Origin of the sequence: Pseudomonas sp. 5P_3.1_Bac2 (assembly GCF_025465995.1) — a bacterium.
Taxonomy (GTDB): domain Bacteria; phylum Pseudomonadota; class Gammaproteobacteria; order Pseudomonadales; family Pseudomonadaceae; genus Aquipseudomonas.
The window spans coordinates 276,802-299,476 of the sequence record NZ_JANLNY010000022.1 but is presented as its reverse complement, the minus strand read 5'-3'; the positions used below and the strand labels follow the sequence as shown (position 1 = coordinate 299,476).

The 22,675-nt window shown below is 59.7% G+C and carries 21 protein-coding genes; 16 read left to right on the top strand and 5 right to left on the bottom strand.

What is annotated here, in order from left to right; genetic code table 11:
* Nucleotides 1-69: 69 nt before the first annotated feature.
* From hemC to rsd, 5 genes are all read left to right on the top strand, one after another.
* The gene (hemC, locus tag NTD81_RS12840; protein WP_262182877.1) at nt 70-1,008 is read left to right on the top strand and encodes a hydroxymethylbilane synthase; all 939 of its coding nucleotides are present in this window, start codon (nt 70-72) and stop codon (nt 1,006-1,008) included.
* The gene (locus NTD81_RS12835) at nt 1,005-1,778 is read left to right on the top strand and encodes a uroporphyrinogen-III synthase (protein WP_262182875.1); all 774 of its coding nucleotides are present in this window, start codon (nt 1,005-1,007) and stop codon (nt 1,776-1,778) included. Before hemC ends, NTD81_RS12835 begins: the two co-directional genes overlap by 4 nt.
* 16 nt (nt 1,779-1,794) lie before the next feature.
* Entirely contained in the window at nt 1,795-2,979 is a 1,185-nt protein-coding gene (locus tag NTD81_RS12830) for a uroporphyrinogen-III C-methyltransferase (protein WP_262182874.1), read from the top strand.
* Nucleotides 2,976-4,229, top strand: a complete 1,254-nt coding sequence (locus NTD81_RS12825) for a heme biosynthesis HemY N-terminal domain-containing protein (protein WP_262182873.1) — start codon at nt 2,976-2,978, stop codon at nt 4,227-4,229. The genes NTD81_RS12830 and NTD81_RS12825 overlap by 4 nt, the downstream gene beginning before the upstream one ends.
* 342 nt (nt 4,230-4,571) lie before the next feature.
* Complete coding sequence (gene rsd, locus NTD81_RS12820) at nt 4,572-5,054, top strand: sigma D regulator (RefSeq protein ID WP_262182870.1); 483 nt, start codon at nt 4,572-4,574, stop codon at nt 5,052-5,054.
* 9 nt (nt 5,055-5,063) lie between these two features.
* Here the strand turns inward: rsd and NTD81_RS12815 are convergent, their stop codons facing one another.
* Nucleotides 5,064-5,708, bottom strand: coding sequence for an FKBP-type peptidyl-prolyl cis-trans isomerase (locus tag NTD81_RS12815; protein ID WP_262182869.1), 645 nt, complete (start codon nt 5,706-5,708; stop codon nt 5,064-5,066).
* Between the two features lie 270 nt (nt 5,709-5,978).
* Here NTD81_RS12815 and NTD81_RS12810 point away from each other — a divergent pair, with 270 nt between their 5' ends.
* On the top strand, nt 5,979-7,205 hold the full coding sequence (locus NTD81_RS12810; protein ID WP_262182867.1) for an AlgP family protein: 1,227 nt from the start codon (nt 5,979-5,981) through the stop codon (nt 7,203-7,205).
* Here NTD81_RS12810 and NTD81_RS12805 read toward each other — a convergent pair.
* Nucleotides 7,202-7,663 (bottom strand): TIGR02444 family protein, encoded by a 462-nt coding sequence (locus tag NTD81_RS12805; RefSeq protein WP_262182866.1) that lies wholly within the window; start codon nt 7,661-7,663, stop codon nt 7,202-7,204. The genes NTD81_RS12810 and NTD81_RS12805 overlap by 4 nt on opposite strands.
* Nucleotides 7,664-7,713: 50 nt before the next feature.
* Between NTD81_RS12805 and NTD81_RS12800 the strand changes: the two genes are divergently transcribed.
* The 6 genes from NTD81_RS12800 to NTD81_RS12775 all read left to right on the top strand — a co-directional run bounded on the left by NTD81_RS12800 (nt 7,714) and on the right by NTD81_RS12775 (nt 14,215).
* Nucleotides 7,714-9,624 (top strand): ATP-binding cassette domain-containing protein, encoded by a 1,911-nt coding sequence (locus NTD81_RS12800; protein WP_262182864.1) that lies wholly within the window; start codon nt 7,714-7,716, stop codon nt 9,622-9,624.
* A gap of 50 nt (nt 9,625-9,674) precedes the next feature.
* Nucleotides 9,675-10,208, top strand: a complete 534-nt coding sequence (locus NTD81_RS12795) for a mechanosensitive ion channel family protein (protein ID WP_262182980.1) — start codon at nt 9,675-9,677, stop codon at nt 10,206-10,208.
* Nucleotides 10,209-10,214: 6 nt separating this feature from the next.
* Entirely contained in the window at nt 10,215-10,979 is a 765-nt protein-coding gene (locus NTD81_RS12790) for a TerC family protein (protein WP_262182863.1), read from the top strand.
* A gap of 88 nt (nt 10,980-11,067) precedes the next feature.
* Nucleotides 11,068-11,697, top strand: a complete 630-nt coding sequence (locus NTD81_RS12785; protein WP_262182862.1) for a LysE family transporter — start codon at nt 11,068-11,070, stop codon at nt 11,695-11,697.
* 109 nt (nt 11,698-11,806) lie between these two features.
* Nucleotides 11,807-13,705: a cytochrome c/FTR1 family iron permease gene (locus NTD81_RS12780; RefSeq protein ID WP_262182860.1), complete on the top strand. Its 1,899-nt coding sequence runs from the start codon at nt 11,807-11,809 to the stop codon at nt 13,703-13,705.
* A 48-nt stretch (nt 13,706-13,753) separates the two neighbouring features.
* Nucleotides 13,754-14,215, top strand: a complete 462-nt coding sequence (locus NTD81_RS12775; protein WP_262182859.1) for a YaiI/YqxD family protein — start codon at nt 13,754-13,756, stop codon at nt 14,213-14,215.
* Between the two features lie 12 nt (nt 14,216-14,227).
* Here NTD81_RS12775 and NTD81_RS12770 read toward each other — a convergent pair whose 3' ends face one another.
* A complete protein-coding gene (locus tag NTD81_RS12770) occupies nt 14,228-14,698 on the bottom strand; it encodes a thioesterase family protein (RefSeq protein ID WP_262182857.1) in 471 nt (156 codons plus the stop codon).
* Between the two features lie 104 nt (nt 14,699-14,802).
* Nucleotides 14,803-15,456: an isoprenoid biosynthesis glyoxalase ElbB gene (gene elbB / locus NTD81_RS12765; RefSeq protein WP_262182854.1), complete on the bottom strand. Its 654-nt coding sequence runs from the start codon at nt 15,454-15,456 to the stop codon at nt 14,803-14,805.
* A gap of 237 nt (nt 15,457-15,693) precedes the next feature.
* On the opposite strand from elbB, the gene NTD81_RS12760 reads away from it, so the two are divergent.
* From NTD81_RS12760 to ppk1, 3 genes are all read left to right on the top strand, one after another.
* Nucleotides 15,694-16,929 (top strand): sterol desaturase family protein, encoded by a 1,236-nt coding sequence (locus NTD81_RS12760; RefSeq protein WP_262182852.1) that lies wholly within the window; start codon nt 15,694-15,696, stop codon nt 16,927-16,929.
* 353 nt (nt 16,930-17,282) lie between these two features.
* On the top strand, nt 17,283-18,296 hold the full coding sequence (gene hemB, locus NTD81_RS12755) for a porphobilinogen synthase (RefSeq protein ID WP_262182850.1): 1,014 nt from the start codon (nt 17,283-17,285) through the stop codon (nt 18,294-18,296).
* Nucleotides 18,297-18,312: 16 nt separating this feature from the next.
* The gene (gene ppk1 / locus NTD81_RS12750) at nt 18,313-20,535 is read left to right on the top strand and encodes a polyphosphate kinase 1 (protein WP_262182848.1); all 2,223 of its coding nucleotides are present in this window, start codon (nt 18,313-18,315) and stop codon (nt 20,533-20,535) included.
* On the opposite strand, the gene ppx is transcribed toward ppk1, so the two are convergent.
* A complete protein-coding gene (gene ppx / locus NTD81_RS12745) occupies nt 20,522-22,024 on the bottom strand; it encodes an exopolyphosphatase (RefSeq protein ID WP_262182847.1) in 1,503 nt (500 codons plus the stop codon). The two genes, ppk1 and ppx, sit on opposite strands and share 14 nt — an antisense overlap.
* Before the next feature lie 273 nt (nt 22,025-22,297).
* On the opposite strand from ppx, the gene trxA reads away from it, so the two are divergent.
* Nucleotides 22,298-22,624, top strand: a complete 327-nt coding sequence (trxA, locus tag NTD81_RS12740) for a thioredoxin TrxA (RefSeq protein ID WP_262182846.1) — start codon at nt 22,298-22,300, stop codon at nt 22,622-22,624.
* Nucleotides 22,625-22,675: the final 51 nt, after the last annotated feature.

Below are 22,675 nucleotides of genomic sequence, written 5' to 3'. Positions count from 1 at the left end.
GAACAGTGATCAGACCCGAAACGGGCCGGCCTGTTATCATGTCCGGCAGTTCGTTTTATGGAATTGCCCATGTCCCGCGAAATCCGCATCGCTACCCGCAAAAGTGCCCTAGCCCTGTGGCAGGCTGAACACGTCAAAGCCCGTCTTGAACAGGCTCACCCTGGCCTTAAGGTCAGTCTGGTGCCCATGGTCAGCCGTGGCGATAAGATCCTCGACGCGCCCTTGGCGAAAATCGGCGGCAAAGGTCTGTTCGTTAAAGAACTGGAAACCGCCTTGCTGGAAAACGAGGCAGACATCGCCGTGCATTCGATGAAGGATGTGCCGATGGACTTCCCCGAAGGCCTGGGCCTGTACTGCATCTGCGAGCGTGAAGACCCGCGCGATGCCTTTGTCTCCAATACCTACGCCAGCCTGGCCGAGTTGCCGGCCGGCAGCATCGTCGGCACCTCCAGCCTGCGCCGTCAGGCCCAGCTGCTGGCGCAGCGCCCGGATCTGACCATTAATTTCCTGCGCGGCAACGTCAACACCCGTCTGGCCAAGCTCGATGCCGGTGAGTACGACGCGATCATTCTGGCCGCGGCTGGCCTGATTCGTCTGGGCTTTGCTGAGCGCATCCGCTCCTCGATCAGCGTCGAAGACAGCCTGCCCGCCGGTGGCCAAGGTGCGGTGGGCATCGAATGCCGCACCGCTGACAGCGAAATCCATGGCTTGTTGGCGCCGCTGCATCACCGCGCCACGGCCTTGCGCGTAACCGCCGAGCGTGCCCTGAACAAGCACCTTAACGGCGGCTGCCAAGTACCGATTGCCTGTTATGCCGTGCTGGAAGGCGAGCAGTTGTGGCTGCGTGGCTTGGTTGGCCAGCCCGATGGCAGCCAGTTACTGCGTGCCGAGCAGCGGGCCAGCGCAGCAAGCGCTGAGCAGCTTGGTGTGGCCGTTGCCGAAGCGCTGTTGGCGCAAGGCGCCGGCGCTATCCTGCAAGCGGTCTATGGCGAGGCCGGCGGCGAGTGAAACGTTGGCGCTTGCTGCTGACGCGGCCGGCTCAGGATTGCACTGAGCTGGCGGCCAGCCTCGCGCCGCACGGGGTTTACAGCAGTTGCATGCCGTTACTGGCGACTGAAGCGCTGCGGCTTAACCCAGGGCAACTGAGCCTGATTGAGCACATCGAGCGTTATGACGCCGTCATTGTGGTCAGCAAACCGGCGGCGCGCCTGCTTATCAGCCAGTTGCAGAATCTCCAGCGGCAACCTCCGGCCTCGCTGCGCTGGTTTACCGTGGGGGGCGCTACGGCGCAGGTGTTGCAAGGCTTTGCGCGGCACGTAGACTACCCAGCCCAAGGTGATGACAGCGAAGCCTTGCTGGCGCTTGCCCCCATGCAGCAGTTGCTTGAACAGGCGCAGCCGGTCAAGGTGTTACTGGTTCGTGGCGAGGATGGCCGCGAGCTGTTAGCTGAACGCTTGCGTGACAGCGGCGCGCAGGTGGACTATCTGCCTCTGTATCGCCGAGTGCTGCCCAGCTACCCGTCTGGGGCCCTCGCGCAGCGAGTGGTTGAGGAACACTTGAATGCGCTGGTGGTCAGCAGTGGGCAGGGATTTTTGCATTTGCGCGAGCTGGCCGGCGCGGCTTGGCCCGATCTGGCTAAGCTAACCTTATTTGTACCGAGCCCGCGGGTGGCCGAGATGGCGCGCCAGGCGGGTGCACAATCTATAGTGGATTGCCGTGGAGCCAGTACCACGGCGTTGCTGGCAGCCCTGCATCGGCAGGCTGCTATCGAACTCTGACGCAAAGGATGGATACGTGAGCGAAGCAACTACTGCTAACGAAGCAGCCCCGAAGAAGAACACTGCTCAGGATCAGGCCTATGCGTCTGCTGACGCTGGCGTCGAGCTGTCCAATAGCCCGCCCTTGGCTGGGCGCAAGTCGTCTGGCGCGGGCAAAAGCCTAGTCTTGCTGGCCTTGCTGGTCGGCGTGGTGGGCGCGGGTACCGGCGGTTGGGGCTTGTGGCAGTTGCATGCACTGGATACCCGTGAGCAGCAGCAACTCGATCAGCTGCAAGCGGTGCGCAGCGATGCGCAGGAAGTGGCCCGCGCCGGGCAGAGCCTGACCGAGCGCCTCAATCAGTTACCCACCCCAGCTGAGCTGGAGGGGCGAAACCAACTGCTGAGCCAGCTGCAAGGCGATCAGCAACTGCTCAATCAGCGTCTTGAAACGGCGCTCGGTGCCAGCCGCCAAGACTGGCGCTTGGCTGAGGCCGAGCATTTGTTGCGTCTGGCCAGTCTGCGCTTGTCTGCCTTGCAGGATATTCCCAGCGCCACGGCCTTGGTCAACGCGGCGGATGAAATCCTCCATGAGCAAGACGACCCGGCGGCCTTTGCCGCCCGTGAGCAAGTGGCCAAAGCCTTGTTAGCCCTGCGTTCTACCGATAATCCGGACCGCGAAGGGCTGTTCCTGCAACTGGCGGCGCTGCGCGAGCAAACCTCCGCGCTTAACACCCTGGCCCCCAACTTTAGTGGTGAGGGTGGCGTGCTGCGTGAACTGGCCGACGAAGGCGGCGCCGACCCACAGTGGTGGCAGCGCGGCCTAAGCACCTTGGCGCAGTATTTCCGCATCGACTTTTCCGCTGATGAAAACATCCGTCCGTTGCTCGCCGGCCAAGAGCTGAGCCAGGTGCGCCTGGCCCTAAGCTTGGCTTTAGAGCAAGCGCAGTGGGCTGCCCTGCATGGGCAGAGCGAGATTTATCAGCAGTCTCTGCACCAGGCGCGGGAAGTCTTGAACGTGCATTTCGCCACGGAGAATTCCAACAGTGGTGCCCTGATCAGCCAGGTCGATGAGTTGCTCAAGCGCCCGGTTAAGGTGGTGCCGCCTAATCTCGCCCCGGCGTTGAACGCCGTGCAGGCCTACATCCAGGCCAAGCTGGAAGCGCGCACTAAGCAAGGCGAACCCACTGCATCAGGCGAGGCGGCGGTTGGGGGTGAACAATGAAGCGACGTTATCGCGTTGGCTTGATTACCCTACTGATCGTTGCCGTAGTGGCGGCATTGCTGTGGTTTGGCGCGCCGTTACTGCAGCACAAAGGCTATGTGCTGATCGCGCTCAAGGGCTTTCGCTATGAGTCGAGCCTGTGGGCTTTTGTCGGCCTAATCCTGGTTCTGTGGCTGCTGGTTTACTTGCTGCGACGTGGTTTGCGCTTGCTGGTGGTGTCGGGCGGCATGCTCAATCCCTGGTCGCGTTTGCATCGTCTGCGCCGTGTGCGTTTGGCTGCCAAGCAGGGCTTTTTAGAGCTGGCCGAAGGCCGCTGGCACTCGGCCCTGCGTCATCTTAAGCGCGCGGCGCACCACGATGATCAGCCACTGCCGTTCTTCTTGGGCGCAGCGCAGGCGGCCCATGAGCTGCAGCAGTATGAGGAAAGCGATGCGCTGCTCGAACAAGCCCTCAAGCAACAGCCTGAGGCTGAAGTCGCCATCGCCCTGCAGCATGCACAATTACAAAGCCAGCGCGGGCAAGCTGCCGCGGCGCAGGAAACCTTGCAGTTGATGCACGCCCGCCATCCGCAGCAACCCTTGGTGATGCGCCAGTTGCAGCAACTGTATTGGCAGAATAGCGATTGGTCGGGCTTGCTCGGCTTACTGCCACAATTGCGCAAGGCCAATGTGCTGGGCAGCGCGCAATTCAATGAGCTGCAGCGCCAGGCTTGGCTGGGGCGTTTGCAGGAAGTGAGTAAGGCCACTGCCGGTGATAACAGCGCAAGCCTCAGCGCGTTGCAGCAGGTTTGGCAAAGCTTGGCCAGCGCCCAGCGGCAGGAGCCGGCTTTACTTGCGGCCTACGCTGAGCAGCTACGCCTGTTGGGGGCGGAGGCCGAGGCGGAGGAGTTGCTGCGCCAGGCCCTTAAGCAGAATTACGATGTGGCCTTGGTGCGTCTATACGGCCTGTTGCATGGTCGTGATTCGGGCAAGCAGCTGCAAAGCGCCGAGGCCTGGCTCAAACAGCACCCCGAAGACCCAAGCCTGCTGCTGACGCTGGGCCGCCTGTGCCTGCATAACCAGCTGTGGGGTAAGGCCCGGGATTACCTCGAAGCCAGTCTGGCCTTTGACCGCCATCCTGAGACTTGCGCAGAGTTGGCCGGGCTGATGGTGCAGCAAGGTGACCTCAATCGCAGCAACAGTCTGTATCAAGAAGGCCTGCGCCTACTCGACCCACGGTTGTCGCAGCCAAGCGTTGCGGTGTTAACGTAGCTCTACCGCTGATCGGGGCGGGGCCGCTGGCGCCGTCCCGACATCGTGTCCGGTAATGTGTAGATTGTTGAATCGTCTTGCCCTCAGCACCTGCTCTATCTTCTGTGCTGATAGCTTTTTCAGACAATTCATTTAACAGTAGAACTGTAAGTCTGTTAAACAGATGTATGAATTTTCCTCCTGAGTTGCCTTGATGGGCCTGATAGGGCGGCCTAATCTGGCGCCAGGCATAGATGGAAACTGCCGTACTAATCAGTTCGTTCTGCTCCTGCCGCACAGCACAAGACAATGCCAGGGGGCAGCAGCGAACATCCAAACTGCACTAGGGAAGTGGGGGGCATCATGTTAGAAAGTTGCCGCAATGCTCAAGAACGCTGGGGCGGAGTCAATCTGCTTATTGATCGCTGGTTAGCCGGTCGCCAGGAGTTAGTGGCGCGCTTTATCGCCATCAGCTCGGCCACGCCAATGCCCAGCGCTAATGCCCATGAACTGCAACACTTCTGCCAGGCCTTGGTGGATTACGTGTCGGCCGGCCATTTTGAAGTCTACGAACAGCTGACCAACGAGGCGAAAGCCTTTGGTGATCAGCGTGGCCTGGAGCTGGCCAAGCAGATTTACCCGCGCCTCGAAGTTATTACCGAAGCTGCGCTGTTCTTCAACGACCTGTGCGATAACGGTGATTGCCACGATTCAGCGTCGCTCAGCTTTGAGCTAAAACGCTTGGGCCAACTCCTGCGCGAGCGTTTTGAGTTGGAAGATTGCCTGATCGAAGTGCTGCACACTGATCATCAGCATCACAGCGAACCTGCCGTCGCCGCCGTTTAAGCCCTGACTCTACTGCTGGGTATCGAGCAATTGCAGCTCGAACACCAGCGGGGAGAAGGGGGCAATTAAGTCGCCGGCGCCCTGCGCGCCATATGCCTGTGCCGATGGAATCACCAAGCGCCAGTGCGCGCCCACAGGCATCTGCGGCAAGGTGCTTTGCCAGCCACTGATCACACTGTCGAGTTTGAACCACTGCGCCCCGCTGCTTTGGTCAAACAGGCTGCCATCTGCCAAATAGCCTTTGTATGTCACCAGCACTTGGCTGTGCGCCGTGGGCTTGGCTCCATTACCGGCTCGCAGTTGCTGCATCAGCACGCCATTGGCGAGTACCTGAACTCCTGCCTTAGCTTTCTCGCTAGCGAGAAAACGGCCTTCGGCTAATTTGGCTGAGCGTTGCTGATCGGTGTTGGCTAATAGTTGCTCGGCATGTTGATCCAGCAGTTGTTGCATGCGTGTGCGTTCAATCGCCAGTGGCTTATTGGCGTAAGCCTGCTGCAAACCTTCGACTAGCGCCTGGAGTTGCAGGCTGGGTAATTCATCACGCAGTCGCTCGCCGAGTTCGACGCCGACGCTATAGGCCAGATCATGTTCGTCATCTTGCCCGTAAGCCTGTGGCAGGAGCAGACAGAGCAGCAACAAGCAGAGGCGATGCATGAAAAATCTCCAGCCAAATTGCTGGCGATTATGCCAGCCAACAGCCTGAGCTCAATGTGCGTAATTGGGCAGTGCTTCACAGGCTATGGTGCAGCTCTCAGTCCTGGGTAATTTCTTACGGCAAAGTGAACAAATAGCGCTGTTTGAAGGTCACGTATTCAGCTTATTGCCTAAGCTATAACGACGCGCGCCCACTTTCTGTGCAGGGTCTGGCAAGCAGGTGGAGAGGCGGTCTAGTATGTGCACAATTTTATCGCCAGGAGGCGCGTCATGTCGGCTACTAAGAATGCAAAGAAGAAGTCAGTGAGTACTCCGCTGCATTTGCTGCAGCAACTTTCCAGCAGTCTGCTTGAGCACCTTGAAGATGCTTGTGCGCGGGCACTCGGTGATGCGGAAAGCTTGCTGAGTAAGTTGGAAAAGCAACGGGGCAAAGCGCAGGAAAAACTGCATAAATCCCGCACCAAACTGCAAGATGCCAGCCGTGCTGGTAAGAGCAAGGCGCAGAGCAAAGCCAAAGACGCCGTCGCGCAACTGGAACAGTTGCTGGATGCGTTGAAAGAACGTCAGAGCGAAACCCTAACTTATATCGCTAAGCTTAAGCGCGATGCTCAAGAAAGCCTGAAGCTGGCGCAAGGTGTTGGCAAAGTTAAAGAAGCAGCTAGCAAAGCGCTTGAGCGTTCTGCCGCTAAGCCAGCCGCAAAACCGGCGGCTAAAACTGCTGCCAAGCCTGCGGCAAAACCGGCTGCTAAAACTGCTGCTAAGCCTGCGGCAAAACCGGCTGCTAAAGCTGCCGCTAAGCCAGCCGCAAAACCGGCTGCTAAAGCTGCTGCCAAGCCTGCGGCAAAACCGGCTGTTAAAACTGCTGCCAAGCCTGCGGCAAAACCAGCTGCTAAAACTGTTGCCAAGCCTGCGGCAAAACCAGCTGCTAACGCTGCTGCCAAGCCTGCAGCAAAACCGGCGGCTAAAGCTGCCGCCAAGCCAGCCGCAAAACCAGCTGCTAAAGCTGCCGCTAAGCCAGCCGCAAAACCGGCTGCTAAAGCTGCTGCCAAGCCTGCAGCAAAACCAGCTGCTAAAGCTGCTGCCAAGCCTGTAGCAAAACCGGCTGCTAAAGCTGCTGCTAAGCCAGCGGCAAAACCAGCTGATAGCGCTGCTGCTAAGCCAGCCGCTAAGCCAGCTGTTAAAGCTGCTGCCAAGCCTGCGGCAAAACCAGCTGTTAAAGCTGCTGCCAAGCCAGCCGCAAAACCAGCTGTTAAAGCTGCCGCTAAGCCTGCGGCAAAGCCAGCTGTTAAAGCTGCAGCTAAACCAGCAGCCAAGCCTGTTGCCACAACTGCCGCTAAACCAGCTGCTGCAACGCCTGCTAACCAGCCAGCGGCTGCCGCTAAGCCACCGGTTGCTCCGGTTGCAGCTGCGCAAACAGCCAGCACTGCCGTAGACGCTAAGCCAGCTAGCAGCGCACCTGCCGCAGGTAACAGCGCGACTGCGCCGACTTCGGCCTAAACCGGCAACCCCTGCGCAGCGCCACGTAAGCAGTCCAAGGTGGCGTCTGTAGCATGGGGGGCCAGGGCGGTTAACCAGTCGGCCGGCCCCTGCGCTCTGAGTTCGATCCAGGGCTCGGCGCAGGTGGCTAGGCGGGTTAATTGCTCGCGCTCAGCCGTCAGTTCGAGTTGTTTCAGCTGTTCACGCAAGAGGTGTAAGCCTTGATCCTGTTGCGCAGCAGTACGCCAAGCGCGGCGTAATTGACGCAGCGGTAGCACCACTTGTTGTTGCCAGGGCTGTGCTAAGGCTTGCAGGTGTTGCAGGCGCGCAGCGCTATACGGCACGCGTTGCACTTCGAGCCAGAGCGCGCACAGCAGCAGGCAGACGTCGATGCCATCGCTTTGCAGTTCTAAGCAGGCGGGTTCGACGCCGGGGCGACGGTAAATTGCTTCAGAAAATTGCCAAAGGTCTGCTGGCATAGTGGTTCTCAGGTTTCTCAAAAAAGACTCTGGTAGACTCCGCGGCCATTATGATCCGACTTCAGAACCTGACTTTACAGCGTGGTCCACAGCGTCTGCTTGAAGATGCTGAGATGACCCTGCACCCCGGCCATAAAGCCGGCTTAATCGGCGCTAACGGCGCCGGCAAATCCAGTTTGTTTGCTCTGCTGCGCGGTGAGCTTAGCGCGGATGCAGGCGACTGTCTGATCCCCGCCGATTGGCGCGTGGCCCATATGCGCCAGGAAATCGAGGCGGTTGAACGCCAAGCGGTCGACTATGTGCTTGATGGCGACGTGCAGCTGCGCCGCGTGCAGGCGCAATTGGCGGCCGCCGAAGCGGCGCAAGACGGCGCAGCCGTAGCGCGCTTGCACGTTGAACTGGACACCCTGGATGGCTACAGCGCCGATGCCCGGGCACGCAAACTGTTGGCAGGCCTTGGTTTCGACAGTGCCCAGATGGATCGTCGTGTCGGCGATTTCTCCGGCGGTTGGCGGATGCGCCTCAACCTCGCCCAGGCGTTGATGTGCCCGTCGGACTTGCTGCTGCTCGATGAGCCGACCAACCACTTGGACTTGGACGCCATCCTGTGGCTGGAAAGCTGGTTGAAAGCTTATCCCGGTACGCTGTTGCTCATCTCTCATGACCGTGATTTTCTGGACGCCGTAGTGGACCACGTTGCCCACCTCGATCAGCAAAAGCTGACTCTCTACCGCGGTGGCTACTCTGCTTTCGAGCGTACTCGCGCTGAGCGCTTGGCCCAGCAGCAACAGGCTTACGAGAAGCAACAAGCGCAACGCGCGCACATGGAAAAGTACATTGCCCGCTTTAAGGCCCAGGCCACCAAGGCCCGCCAGGCGCAAAGCCGGATCAAAGCCTTGGAGCGCATGGAAGAACTGTCGGCGGCCCATGTCGATTCACCGTTTGATTTCAGCTTCCGCGAAGCCGATAAAATCTCCAGTCCCTTACTTAGCCTGAGCGAAGGCCGCTTGGGTTATGGCGACAAAGTGGTGCTGGAGAAGGTCAAGCTCGGTCTGGCGCCCGGTGCGCGCTTAGGTTTACTGGGACCCAATGGCGCGGGTAAATCCACCCTGATTAAAAACCTCGCCAACGAGTTGCAGCCCATTGGCGGTGAATTGCAGCGCGGCGAGAACTTGGTGGTGGGCTACTTTGCTCAGCATCAGCTGGACGCTCTGGATGATCACGCCAGCCCGCTGCTGCACTTGCAGCGCATCGCCCCGGCTGAGCGCGAGCAAACCCTGCGCGACTTTTTAGGCGGTTTTGACTTCCGTGGCCCGCGCTGTGACGAGCCGGTGCAAAATTTCTCCGGTGGCGAAAAGGCGCGCCTGGCTTTGGCCTTGATCGCCTGGGGCAAGCCCAACTTGCTGCTGCTCGATGAGCCCACCAACCACCTGGACTTGGAAATGCGCCTGGCCCTGACCATGGCCCTGCAAGAATTCAGCGGCGCCGTGGTGGTGGTCAGTCACGACCGGCACTTGCTCAAGAGCACCACCGATGAGTTTTTGTTAGTGGCCGATGGTCAGGTTAAAGCTTTTGATGGTGACCTCGACGATTACGCCCGCTGGTTGGTGGATTATCGCGTCCGCCAAGCGCCGGTTAGCACGAACGAAGTGAATCCAGACAAAACCGACAAGCGCGGCCAGCGCCAAGCTGCTGCGGCCTTACGCCAGCAATTAGCGCCGCATAAGCGCGAAGCCGATAAGCTGGAAAAAGAACTGGGGCAACTGCACGAGAAGCTGGCCAAGCTTGAAGCGCAATTAGGCGATAGCGCCCTCTACGAGGCGGCGCAAAAAGATCAGTTGCGTGATGCGCTGGCCGAACAGGCTAAGCTGAAAAGCATCGAAGCCGACCTCGAGGAGCGTTGGATGCTGGCCTTGGAAACGCTGGAAAACTTGCAAGCTGAACTTGAGGCCGCCAGTTGAACTTCAGTGAGCTAGGCATTGAGTGGTTGAGTGCTTGGCGCGATCCTTTAATGATCGCCGGCCAAGTGGCGCTAATTATTTGTTTGGCGTGGTTGGCCCAGCGCATCCTCACCCGCGCCATCAGCCGCCTCGCCCAGCGCTACCCGCAACTGCCGGCGGAGCTGATGATGCCGGTGCGCGGTTTGCTGCGTTGGTTGATTTTGGGCAGTGCCTTTATGATGGTGCTGGAGCGTTTAGGCGTTTCCGCCCAAGTATTGTGGACCGCCGTGACGGGTTTCGTGGCGGTGGCGGCGGTGGCGTTTTTCGCCATCTGGAGCGTGCTGTCGAATATGTTCTGCGCGCTGCTAATCTTTGTCCTCAGCCCGTTTCGCATTGGCGAGCATGTTGAGGTACTGGAAAGCGCCGATAAGCCCGGCGTGCGCGGCAAGGTGGTGGCGATCAACCTGTTTTACACCACTTTGGAAGATGCCAGCGGTGATGCCCCAGGCGCGCTGCTGCAGATTCCCAATAGTTTGTTTTTCCAAAAAGCCGTGCGCCGTTGGCGTCATGGTGAATTTCCCACTGTGCGTCAACAAGAGGATTAACCACACATGGAATGGCTGTCCAGCCCAGAGCTTTGGGTCGCTTTTTTAACTTTGACGGCGCTCGAGATCGTTCTCGGCATCGATAACATCATCTTTATCTCGATCCTGGTCAGCCGCTTGCCGAAGCATCAACAGGCGCGTGGGCGCTTCTTCGGCTTGGCGCTGGCCATGGGTACGCGGATTCTGCTGTTGCTGTCGATCAGCTGGGTGATGCGCCTAACCACCGACCTGTTCCACGTGTTCGGCCAAGGTATTTCCGGGCGCGATCTGATCCTGTTCTTTGGCGGTATGTTCCTGCTGTTCAAAAGTACCGCAGAGATTTACCACGGCCTTGAAGGTGAAGATGAGAGCCAGAACGGCGGCGGTAAGGCCTATGGCTTTATGGGCATCATCATCCAGATCGCCATCATCGATATCGTCTTCTCCCTGGACTCGGTGATCACCGCGGTGGGTCTGGTCAACCATGTACCGATCATGGTCGCGGCGATTGTGATCTCGGTGTTTGTCATGATGCTGTCCGCTGGCACCATCAGTAACTTCATCGATAAGCACCCGAGCTTGAAGATTCTCGCCCTGTCGTTCCTGATCGTGGTGGGTACCTTGCTGGTGGCCGAAGCCTTTGATGTGCATGTGCCGAAAGGTTATGTGTATTTCGCCATGGCGTTCTCGCTGGCGGTTGAGGCGGTTAACATCCGTATGCGCATCGCCCGTGCCCGCGCTAAAGAAGAAGAGCTGGATCCGGTCAAGCTGCGTAAAGACTTTCCGGACTAAGCGCTGCGTTACATGCAGTCTGCGCGTAGGGGGTTGGCTTCGGTCAGCCCCTTTTTTGTTGCTATCCGCTTGAATGGAGGTAGGCACCGTGACGCTGGAAACCTGGTTGGGCTTTTTTCTCGCCTGTTGGATCATCAGCCTGTCGCCTGGCGCTGGGGCTATTGCCTCGATGTCTGCCGGGCTGCAATACGGTTTCTGGCGTGGCTACTGGAATGCCCTGGGCCTGCAGTTGGCCTTGGCGTTACAGATCGCGGTAGTCGCGGCGGGGTTGGGGGCGGTGTTGGCCACCTCGCCGCTGGCGTTCAGTCTGATCAAGTGGTTTGGCGTGGCCTATCTGGTCTATCTCGGTTACCGCCAGTGGCAGGCGCCGCCCAGTGCCATGGCCGCTGATGAACAGCGCGCCAGCGGTCGGCCCTTGGCCTTGGTGCTACGCGGGATGCTGGTCAACTTGAGTAATCCGAAAGCCATCGTGTTTATCCTGGCCGTGTTGCCGCAATTTATTAATCCGCAGGCACCGCTGCTCAAGCAGTACCTGCTGATTGCCGCGACCATGATCAGTGTCGACCTGATAGTGATGGCCGGTTACACGGGGCTGGCTGCCCGACTGTTGGGGGCGCTGCGCTCGCCACGCCAACAGCGTGTGTTGAACCGCACCTTTGGCGGGCTGTTTGTGGCTGCGGCAGGGCTGCTGGCCACGGTGCACCGCACGGCTGGTTAAGTACGCGGCGCCAGCGCTTGAGGGTTGGCCGTTTATGTCGGGCGATATGGAACTGCTTAGGGTGGTAAGATTCTAATCCCACCTCATTCCTATTTGGGATTAACTCCTAATGTCCTCTTTGTTTCGTATTAAGCACTGGTTGCTGCTGCCGGTCTTGGCCCTCTGCAGCCTCGCCGCTTTGGCCGAACCGGCTGACGGAGCGGCGCAGGCGCTGCACCTGCTCAGTTACTTAGGCGCGGACTACCCAGCCACAGTGGCCAATGGTCAGGTGATTGATGCCGGCGAGTACCGCGAGCAACTCGAATTTATTGAAGTCCTGCAGGGCCTGGTCGTGGCTCTGCCGGCGCGCCCTGAGCGTGCGCAGCTCAGCGCTGGGGTCGCCAATCTGCGGCAGGCCATTGAGCAAAAGACCGATGGCGCTCAAGTGGGAGGCGAAGCCCGCCAGTTAGCGGCTGTGCTGGCCAAGGCCTACGGTGTGAGCCAGACGCCGGCGATTACGCCTGATCCGAGCCGTGGCGAGCCACTGTTCACCCAGCACTGCAGCGTCTGCCATGGCGCGAGCGGGGCTGGCGATGGTCCGGCGGGTATTGGTCTGGAGCCGCCACCGGCGAACCTGCGCGATCAAGCGCGCTTGGACCGCCTGAGCCTGTACGACCTCTACAACACGCTGACCTTGGGCATTGAAGGCACCGACATGGTGTCCTTCGCGGATCAGCTCGATGAGCGTCAGCGTTGGGATCTGGCCAGTTATATCGCCGGCTTTACCGCGCCTGCCGTAGAGCCGGGGGCGGCCTTGCCGTTGGCCACGCTGGCCGATCAGAGTCCGGCTGAATATGCCGCCGCTAATGGTGACGCCGCGGCGGCGATCTTCCGCGTCCAGCGTGCGCATCCACCGGCGCAGCAGCGTGGCCCGCAGCAGTTGATCGCGCACACTCGCGAGACCCTGGAGAAGAGTCTCAGTGCCTATCGCAGTGGCGATCACGAACAGGCCTATGACCTCTCCGTAGGCGCCTATCTGGAAGGTTTTGAGCTGGTCGAAAGCGCCTTGGATAACCTCGACTCCGAGCAGCGCAAGGCCACTGAGAAGGCTTTGATGGCCTATCGCCAATCCCTCCAGGACGGCCTCCCGGTGGAGCAAGCCGAGCAGCGCCTTGAGCTGGCGAAAGCCGAGCTGGCCAAGTCGGCAGCCCTGCTGGGTGGCGACGGCTTGTCTGATTCCCTGAGTTTCTTCTCCAGCCTGTTGATTCTGCTGCGTGAAGGCCTGGAAGCGATTCTGGTGCTGGCGGCCATTCTGGCCTTCCTGCGTAACACCGGTCAGGAGAAAGCCACTCGCAGCGTCCACGTCGGTTGGGGCCTGGCCATCCTTGCCGGGGTCGCGACCTGGGCCTTGGCGGCTTACTTGATCGATGTCAGCGGCGCCCAGCGTGAGCTGCTTGAAGGCGTCACCGCGCTGTTTGCCAGCGTCATGGTGCTGTGGCTCGGCGTGTGGATGCATGATCGCCGGCATGCGGCGGCTTGGCAGGATTACATCAAGAGCAGTCTGGTCAGCGGTGGTGGCCGCTTTGGTTTTGCCGCCCTGGCGTTCTTCTCGGTGTACCGCGAGCTGTTCGAGGTCATCCTGTTCTATGAAACCCTCTGGCTGCAGGCCGGCCCGCAGGGCCATGGCATGGTGCTGGCCGGTGCGGCGACGGCGCTGGTGCTGCTGTTGGGCCTGGCCTGGGTGATTCTGCGTGGCTCGCGCAAACTGCCGTTGGCGACCTTCTTCGGCCTCAACGCGGTGTTGCTCTGCGTGCTCTCGGTGGTCTTCGCCGGCCATGGCATTGCGGCGTTGCAAGAAGCCGGCGTGCTGGGCACGCGGCCAGTGGCGTTCTTCGAGTTCGACTGGCTGGGCATTCATCCCGATGCCTACACGCTGGGGGCGCAAGCTCTGGCGCTGCTGGGTATCGTCCTGCTGTATGGCCGTAGCTGGTTGGGTGAGCGCCGTCGGCGCAATCTCCCGGCTAACTGAGCATAACTGCCGGCGTGGTCTGCCGCGCCGGCAGTGGAGCCGATGACGATGCGCGTGTGGATTGATGCGGATGCTTGTCCGAAAGCGGCCAAGGATCAGGTGGTGAAGTTCGCCCTCAAGCGCGGCTTTGAGGTGCTGTTGGTGGCTGGTCAGGCGCAAAGCAAACCGGCCTACAACTGCGTGCGCTTAATCGTGGTGCCCAGCGGCCCGGATGCGGCCGATGATTATCTGGTTGAGCATGCCGTCGCCGGGGAGCTGGTGATTTGCAGCGACGTGCCGTTGGCCGCGCGTTTGGTGAAAAACCAGGTGACGGTGCTCGACCCCAGAGGCAGCGAGTTCGATCAGCGCAATATGGGCGACAAGCTGGCCACGCGTAACCTCTTCACTGAGCTGCGCGAACTGGGCCAGGTCGGCGGCGGTCAGGCGCCGTATAGCGAGCGCGACAAACAAGCCTTCGCCAATAGCCTTGACCGCATTCTCACCCGTCTGCAGCGCCAGGCTCAGGCCTGACTCCATACCTGATCAGCCGCACAAATAGGTGCCGGTGCCCACGGCGACGAGGGTGCCGTCATCGCTGTGCAGCTCGCTGCGTACCACTGCGACCTTATTGCCGCTGCGCAGCAACTGCGCGGTGGCGATAAAGCGCTGGCCTTTGCCGGGGCGCAGGTAATCCACGCGTAAATCGATGGTGCCGAGTTTGGACAGCCGCGCCATGCGTTCGCTGCTGCTCAGGTGTTGGTGCTTATCGAAGGCACCGATCAGCGCCATGGCGCCGCCGCAGACGTCGAGCAGGGTGCTGATCACGCCGCCATGCAAAATGCCTTGCAGGAAGTTACCAATCAGCTCCGGCTTCATCGGCAGGAGCATGGTCACGTGGCTGGTGCTGAGGTCCACCAGCTCGATACCGAGCAATTGATTGAAGGGGATGCGGTGAAAGAACTGGGTGACTGCTTCGCGCAGTTCATCGGTCAGCTCAAAGGTGGGTGTGCTCATGGGCGCTAGCCTCAACGGGAGAGTGTCTAAACTGCCCCACTGCGTCGCCCGTGCCTAGCGCCTAGGCCGTCATGGCCTAGGCATTGGCAGGATCGGCGCTGGGCTTAGGCCAGTTCGAGCACGCGGTCGACCAGCTTGTTAATCCCTGATGCCGCCTCCGCGATCGACTTAGCCAGCATGTAAGCGGGGGTTGTGACCAGCTTGCGTGCGGTGTCTTCGATGATCTCCGTCACCTCGCAGTCCTGATGCACCACGCCCATTTGCGTCAGCGCGGCAGCGGTACCTTCGTCGGTGCCGATGGTGGCAATCACGCCTGGACCGTAGATGCGTCCGGCCATGGCTGGCGAGATGCAGATCAGCCCCACCGGCTTGGACGCTTTGGCGAACTCCTGGGTGGCGGCGAGGACATCGGCCTGCACCGTGCACTCCGCGCCTTTGAGGGCAAAGTCAGAGAGGTTTTTCGCCGCGCCAAAGCCGCCCGGCAGAATCAGCGCGTCAAAGTCGCTGGCATGCAGCTGGGTGACGTCCTTGATATTGCCGCGGGCGATACGGGCTGACTCCACCAGCACGTTGCGGCTCTGTTCGGTGGCTTCACCGGTGAGGTGATCGACCACGTGCAGTTGGTTGATGTTCGGGGCAAAGCACTGTACCTGGGCGCCGCGTTGGTCTAAACGCAGCAGGGTGATCACGCTTTCGTGGATTTCTGCGCCGTCATAGAAACCACAACCGGAAAGGATCACTGCGACTTTTTTAGTCATTTTGAACTCCACAAAACACCGTAGGGAAGGAAGGTTGCTGGCCTGTCGTCATATGTCACCCCGGTTGGCATCCTACGCCGTGAGTGCCGGTTAGCGCTGGGCTAGGCTTAATGACCTAATCCTAGCTGTTCGCCATAGCCAGTGATATGGCGAGTTAGCGCAAGCCTGCCCGTGTTGTCCGTTACCGCAGGTTGCTGCTTGTGCATGGCAGTGCGTATTTAAGAGGTGCCAAAGAGCATGAACTACGTCCTTTATGCGGTGCCGTTTTTCTTCGGCCTGATTGCCCTTGAGCTGCTGTTCGATCACCTGCGTGGCATGCGTACCTATCGTTTCGCCGACACCATCAACAGCTTAAGTACAGGGGTGTTGTCGACTGGTTTTGGCCTGTTGAGCAAAGTGCTCGGGGTTGTCACCTATACCTTCGCCTGGCAGCATCTGGCGCTGCTGGAGATGTCCGGCAGCGCCCTGTGGGTGTGGCTGCTGGCGTTTGTGCTGTATGACTTTTGCTACTACTGGAACCATCGCCTGGGCCACGAGCGTAATGTGCTGTGGGCCGCGCACTCGGTGCATCACCAGAGCGAGGAGTACAACCTCAGCACCGCCCTGCGCCAGACCAGCAGCGGTTTTTTGCTGAGCTGGGTGTTCTACCTGCCCATGGCCGTGCTCGGCGTGCCACCTCTGGTCTTTCTCAGCGTAGCGGCAATGAACCTGCTGTATCAGTTCTGGGTGCATACCCGGCATATCCCCAAGTTGGGCTGGCTGGAATGGCTGCTGATTACTCCGTCTAACCACCGGGTGCACCATGCGCAAAACCCGTTGTATATGGATCGCAATTACGGCGGCGTGTTCATCCTCTGGGACCGCTTATTCGGTACTTTCCAAGAAGAATTAGACACTGAACCCGCGATTTTTGGCGTCACTACGCCATTGGCGAGCTGGAATCCGCTGTGGGCCAATGCCCAGTTTTATCTGGCCCTGTGGCGTGATGTGACGCGGGCCCAGTCGTGGTGGGACAAGCTGCGCATCTGGTTTATGCCCACTGGTTGGCGGCCGGCCGATGTGGCGGCGCGTTATCCACAGGCCAAGGCGGATTTGCGCCAGTTCGTGAAGTTCGCGGTGCCCCTGACGCTTTCCCAGCAGTTGTACGCGCTATTGCAGTTTGTCTGCTATCTGATCGGCGGCACTCTGTTGTTGGCCCAAGGCGATGCCATGAGCCTGGGGCAACTCTTGCTGGCGGTGCTGTGGCTGGCTTTTGGCCTGTTTTGCATCGGTGTGTGTTTGGAAAACCGCCGCTACGCGAAAACCCTGGAGGTGCTGCGTTTGCTGCTGAATCTGCCGGCACTGTGGCTGGCCACGCAGATGCTCTTGCTGCCCAGCACGGCGGGTTTATGGTTGGGCTTGGCGGTTTACAGTCTGCTCTGTGTGGCCTGGCTGTATTGGCCTGGGCGCCGCGCTGGCCTGCTGGCCAGCTAGCTTCGGCCGGCTGCGCGGAGCCGCTGGCGGCATGGGGGGAACCTCTAGGGCTGGCAACACTCCACACTAAGCTGTTAAGGAAAAGTGCCAGGCGTTGTTGGCGCGTGGTTATCCATCGGGGCACATTGCTCACCGGCCATTCGTACGCTTGAATGTGAGCCCAGCCGCTGGCTCAGCCATATTTGCCCCGCTGCACTGCGCGCGCCGTCTTTTCGATACAGCCAGGTTTCTGGCATTGGGCTAAACAGCTTGCGGCACGCGGTCGCAGAGTCGCCAAGCGACGTCATAATTTAGTCATAATCGCCACTTATAACTGTCACACTCGCCCGTCATTACGGGCTACGGAGTTTGCCGTGAGTTTTACCCCTGCCAACCGTCTGTTTCCTGCTACTCGTCTGCGTCGCAACCGTCGTGATGATTTCTCCCGGCGTTTGGTCCGTGAAAACCGTCTGAGCACTGATGACCTGATCCTGCCGGTGTTTGTGCTGGACGGCGAAAACCGCCGCGAAACAATTGCGTCGATGCCCGGCGTTGAACGTCTGTCGATTGATCTGCTGCTCAAAGAAGCCGAACACTGGGTGAATCTCGGTATTCCTGCGCTGGCATTGTTCCCGGTGACGCCGCTGGAGAAAAAATCCCTCCAAGGCGAAGAGGCCTGGAACCCCGAGGGCATCGCCCAGCGCGCCATCCGCGCTTTGCGCGCGAAGTTCCCGGAGCTGGGCATCATCAGTGATGTGGCTTTGGACCCGTTCACCACCCACGGCCAGGATGGCATCCTCGACGAAAACGGCTATGTGCAGAACGACATCACCGTCGATGCGCTGGTCAAGCAAGCCCTGTCTCACGCCGAAGCCGGCGCGCAGGTAGTGGCGCCATCGGACATGATGGACGGCCGGATTCAGGCCATACGCGAAGCTCTGGAGCTGGCTGACCACACCAACGTGCGCATCATGGCCTACTCGGCTAAATACGCCAGCGCCTACTACGGCCCGTTCCGCGACGCTGTGGGCTCGGCAGCTAACTTGGGCAAGGGCAGCAAAAACACCTATCAGATGGACCCGGCCAACGGCAATGAAGCCCTGCATGAAGTCGCTGCGGATCTGGCCGAGGGCGCTGACATGGTCATGGTCAAGCCCGGTATGCCGTATCTGGATATCGTTTGGCGGGTCAAAGACACCTTCAAGGTGCCGACCTTTGCCTATCAAGTCAGCGGCGAGTACGCCATGCACCGTGGCGCCATCGACAATGGGTGGTTAAGCGAAGCGGTGATTCTGGAATCGCTGACCGCTTTCAAACGTGCCGGTGCTGATGGCATTCTGACTTACTTCGCCGTACGTGCGGCAGAACTTCTGAAGCAGGGCCAGTAAGCCCCCAGGATTGACAATGAACACCGAAGGACTCAGCAACACTGAATTGCCAGAAGCCCCAGCACCTGTGGATGAGGCCGCGCTCGCGCCAGTGCTCGAACCCGAGCCAGCCGTAGAGCCGGCGGTTGTCGCGACGCCCACCCCAGCGCCGGCGCCGGTGACCAACCTGGATGACAGCAGCCTGTACATCCACCGCGAGTTGTCGCAACTGCAATTCAATATCCGCGTGCTGGAGCAGGCGCTGGATGAGTCCTATCCGTTGCTGGAACGCTTGAAGTTCCTGCTGATTTTTTCCAGCAACCTCGATGAGTTCTTTGAGATCCGCGTAGCGGGGCTGAAGAAGCAAATCAACTTCGCCCGCGAACAAGCCGGCGCTGATGGCTTACAGCCGCATCAGGCGCTGACACGTATTTCTGAATTGGTGCATGAGCAGGTTGTACGTCAGTACGCGATCCTCAACGACACCCTGTTCCCGGAACTGGCCAAGCACAACATCAACTTTATCCGCCGCAGGTTTTGGACCACCAAGCTCAAGGCCTGGGTGCGTCGTTACTTCCGCGACGAGATTGCGCCGATCATCACGCCGATTGGCCTGGACCCAACCCATCCATTCCCGCTGCTGGTGAACAAGAGCCTCAACTTTATCGTCGAGCTCGAAGGTGTCGACGCCTTTGGTCGTGACTCCGGTCTGGCGATCATCCCGGCGCCGCGCTTGCTGCCGCGTATCATCAAGGTGCCGGAGGATGTCGGTGGGCCTGGGGATAACTATGTATTCCTGTCCTCGATGATCCACGCCCATGCCGATGACTTGTTCCAAGGCATGAAGGTCAAGGGGTGCTACCAGTTCCGCCTGACCCGTAACGCTGACCTCTCGGTGGATACCGAAGATGTCGAAGACTTGGCCCGCGCCCTGCGTGGCGAGCTGTTCAGCCGCCGTTACGGTGATGCGGTGCGCCTGGAAGTGGTTGAGAGCTGCCCGCAGCCGCTGCTGGATTACTTGCTGAAGCAGTTCAACCTGAGCGAGAGCGAGCTGTATCGGGTGAACGGCCCGGTCAACCTGACGCGTTTGTTCAGCATCACTGGCTTGGAAAGCCATCCGGAGCTGCAGTACAAGCCGTTCACTCCGGTGATCCCGAAGATCTTGCAGAACGCCGAAAACATCTTCAATCAGGTGAGCAAGCAGGACATCCTTCTGCTGCATCCGTTTGAGTCCTTCACCCCGGTGGTCGATCTGCTGCGTCAAGCGGCGAAAGACCCACAAGTGCTGGCGATCAAGCAGACGCTGTACCGCTCCGGGGCCAACTCGGAGATTGTCGATGCGCTGGTCGATGCGGCCCGCAGCGGTAAGGAAGTCACTGCGGTGATCGAGCTGCGCGCGCGCTTTGACGAGGAATCCAACCTGCAACTGGCCAGCCGTCTGCAGGCCGCCGGTGCAGTGGTGATTTACGGCGTGGTCGGGTTTAAAACCCACGCCAAGATGATGCTGATTCTGCGCCGAGAAAACGGCGAGATCGTCCGTTACGCCCACTTAGGCACCGGTAACTACCACGCCGGCAACGCGCGGCTGTACACCGACTACAGCCTGCTCACCGCAGACGTGGCTTTGGGCGAAGACGTGGCCAAGCTGTTCAGCCAGTTGATCGGCATGGGTAAAACCCTGCGCATGAAGAAGCTTTTGCATGCGCCCTTTACCCTGAAGAAGACCCTGCTGGATATGATCGCCCGGGAAACCGCCCTGGCGGCTGAGGGCAAGCCGGCCCATATCATCGCCAAGTTCAACTCCCTGACCGATCCGAAGATCATCAAAGCGTTGTACAAGGCCAGCCAAACTGGGGTGCGTATCGACTTGGTCGTGCGCGGCATGTGCTGCCTGCGTCCGGGTATCGTCGGGGTGTCGCATAACATTCAGGTGCGCTCGATTGTCGGCCGCTTCCTGGAACACACCCGGGTGTTCTACTTCCTCAATGACGGCGAAGAGAAAATCTACCTGTCGAGTGCCGACTGGATGGAACGTAACCTCGATAAGCGCGTCGAGACCTGCTTCCCGGTGGAAGGCAAAAAGCTGGTGACCCGGGTTAAGAAGGAGCTGGAAAGCTACCTCACCGACAACACCCAAGCTTGGGTGCTGCAACCGGATGGTGACTATGTGCGTTGCAGCCCCAGTGGCAACCAGAACCCGCGCAGCGCGCAGGCTGGCCTGTTGGAAAAACTAACCGCGCCGGTAATCAGCGTACGCTGAGCTCGATACCGGTGCGCTTGAGCCATTCCGCTTCCTGGGTGAAGTCCGCCTGGGTAAGCGGGTTGCTCTCCAGCCAGCCGTCAGGGAATTGCAGTAGCAGCTTTTGCCCTTGAGCGCGCAGTTGCACCTTGGGCATTTCGTGGATGCCACGGATGTGGTGAAAGAGGATGGCGAAGCGCAGTAGCACGCACAGGCGCACCAGCTTGACGCCTTCAGCCCCGAAATCTGCGAACTTATCTTTGGGAATATTGCGCCGATGGCCACGCACCAGCAGGGCCAGCATCTGTTGGTCCTTGCGCGAGAAACCGGCCAGATCCGAGTGCTCGATCAGATAGGCGCCGTGTTTATGGTAGTGGTAGTGAGCGATGTCCATGCCCACTTCATGAATGCGCGCGGCCCAGCTGAGCAGCTCGCGGTAGCTTTCATCTTCCAGTTGCCAGTCTGCGGCGACTTTATCCAGCGCGGACAGGGCTTTGCTTTCGACGCGAGCAGCCTGCTCCTGATCGACGTGATAACGCTCCATCAGCGAGCTGAGCGTGCGTTCACGGACGTCCTCATGCTGGTGGCGACCGAGCAGGTCATACAGCACGCCTTCGCGCAGTGCGCCTTCGGAGTGACTCATGGTGGTCAATTCGCAGGCGTCAAAGATCGCCTCCAGAATGGCCAAACCCGCCGGGAAGATCGCCCGGCGATCAGGCTTGATGCCGTCGAGGTCGAGTTTCTCGACGTCGCCCAGCTTGAAAACCTTGCGTTTCAGCCAGGCCAGCCCTTCCAGATTGATTTCGCCGGAGCCTAGGCCAGCGGCCTTGATGGTCAAACCAATGGCCTTGATGGTGCCGGAGGCGCCCACGGCATCCTCCCAGCCGTGGCGGCGCAGTGCGTGCTCAATGCCCATCAGCTCCAGGCGCGCAGCGGTGTAGGCTTGGGCGTAGCGGGCCGGGGTGATTTTGCCGTCTTTAAAGAAGCGCTGGCTGTAGCTCACACAGCCCATTTGCAGGCTTTCGCGCAGCAGCGGCTCAAAGCGTTGGCCGATGATGAATTCGGTGCTGCCGCCGCCAATGTCCGCTACCAGACGCTTGCCCGGCGTGTCGGCGATGCTGTGCGACACGCCCAGATAAATCAGGCGAGCTTCTTCGCGGCCGGAAATGACCTCCACTTGATGGCCGAGGATTTCTTCGGCGCGGCGGATAAACTCGGCGCGGTTGCGGGCTTCACGCAGGGCGTTAGTGCCTACCGCGCGCACGGCACCGGCCGGCAGGCTGGCGGTCATCTGGGCAAAGCGGCTGATGCATTCCAGGCCACGGTTGATGGCTTCTTCACTGAGCAGACGATTTTCATCGATACCGGCTGCCAACTGCACCTTTTCACCCAGGCGTTCGAGGATGCGGATCTCCCCGTGATCAGCCTTGGCCACGACCATATGGAAGCTGTTAGAGCCTAGGTCGATGGCGGCGATCAACGGGAAAGACTGGGCGGGGGTAGGCGGCATAAAGAAAGATTCTCAGGGCTGAATCGCGCCATCCTGCCATGATCGTGCAGCCCCGCCAACGCAAACTAATGTCGCAGGGGCTTACTCTGCCCTGGCAGACACCTGGGCAGGCGTCTGCCCGTTAGCCGGTCGTCCGATAAATTCACGAAAGCGCCGTGCTAAGACCTTTTTGATCTTGGCCCATAGATAAGCTCAATTACCGGCGCCTTCCTGTGCGTGGCAAGCCGGGATATGATGGCGCCCATCTTTTGCTTCCTTAACCGGAGATTTTCCATGAGCGAATTCATCACCAATGTCAGCGATGCCAGCTTCGATCAGGATGTGATCCAGGCCGACGGCCCGGTACTGGTCGACTATTGGGCTGAGTGGTGCGGCCCGTGCAAAATGATTGCACCGGTACTGGATGAGATTGCTCAGACGTACCAGGGCAAGCTGAAAGTGTGCAAACTGAACATCGATGAGAACCAAGAGACTCCGCCAAAGTTTGGCGTGCGTGGTATCCCAACGCTGATGCTGTTCAAGAACGGCAGCGTTGAAGCGACTAAAGTTGGCGCACTGTCCAAGTCGCAACTTGCCGCATTCCTCGACGCTAATATCTAAGCGTTGTTGAGTGTTAAGAGCCTCGCAATTTGCGGGGCTTTTTTATGTCCG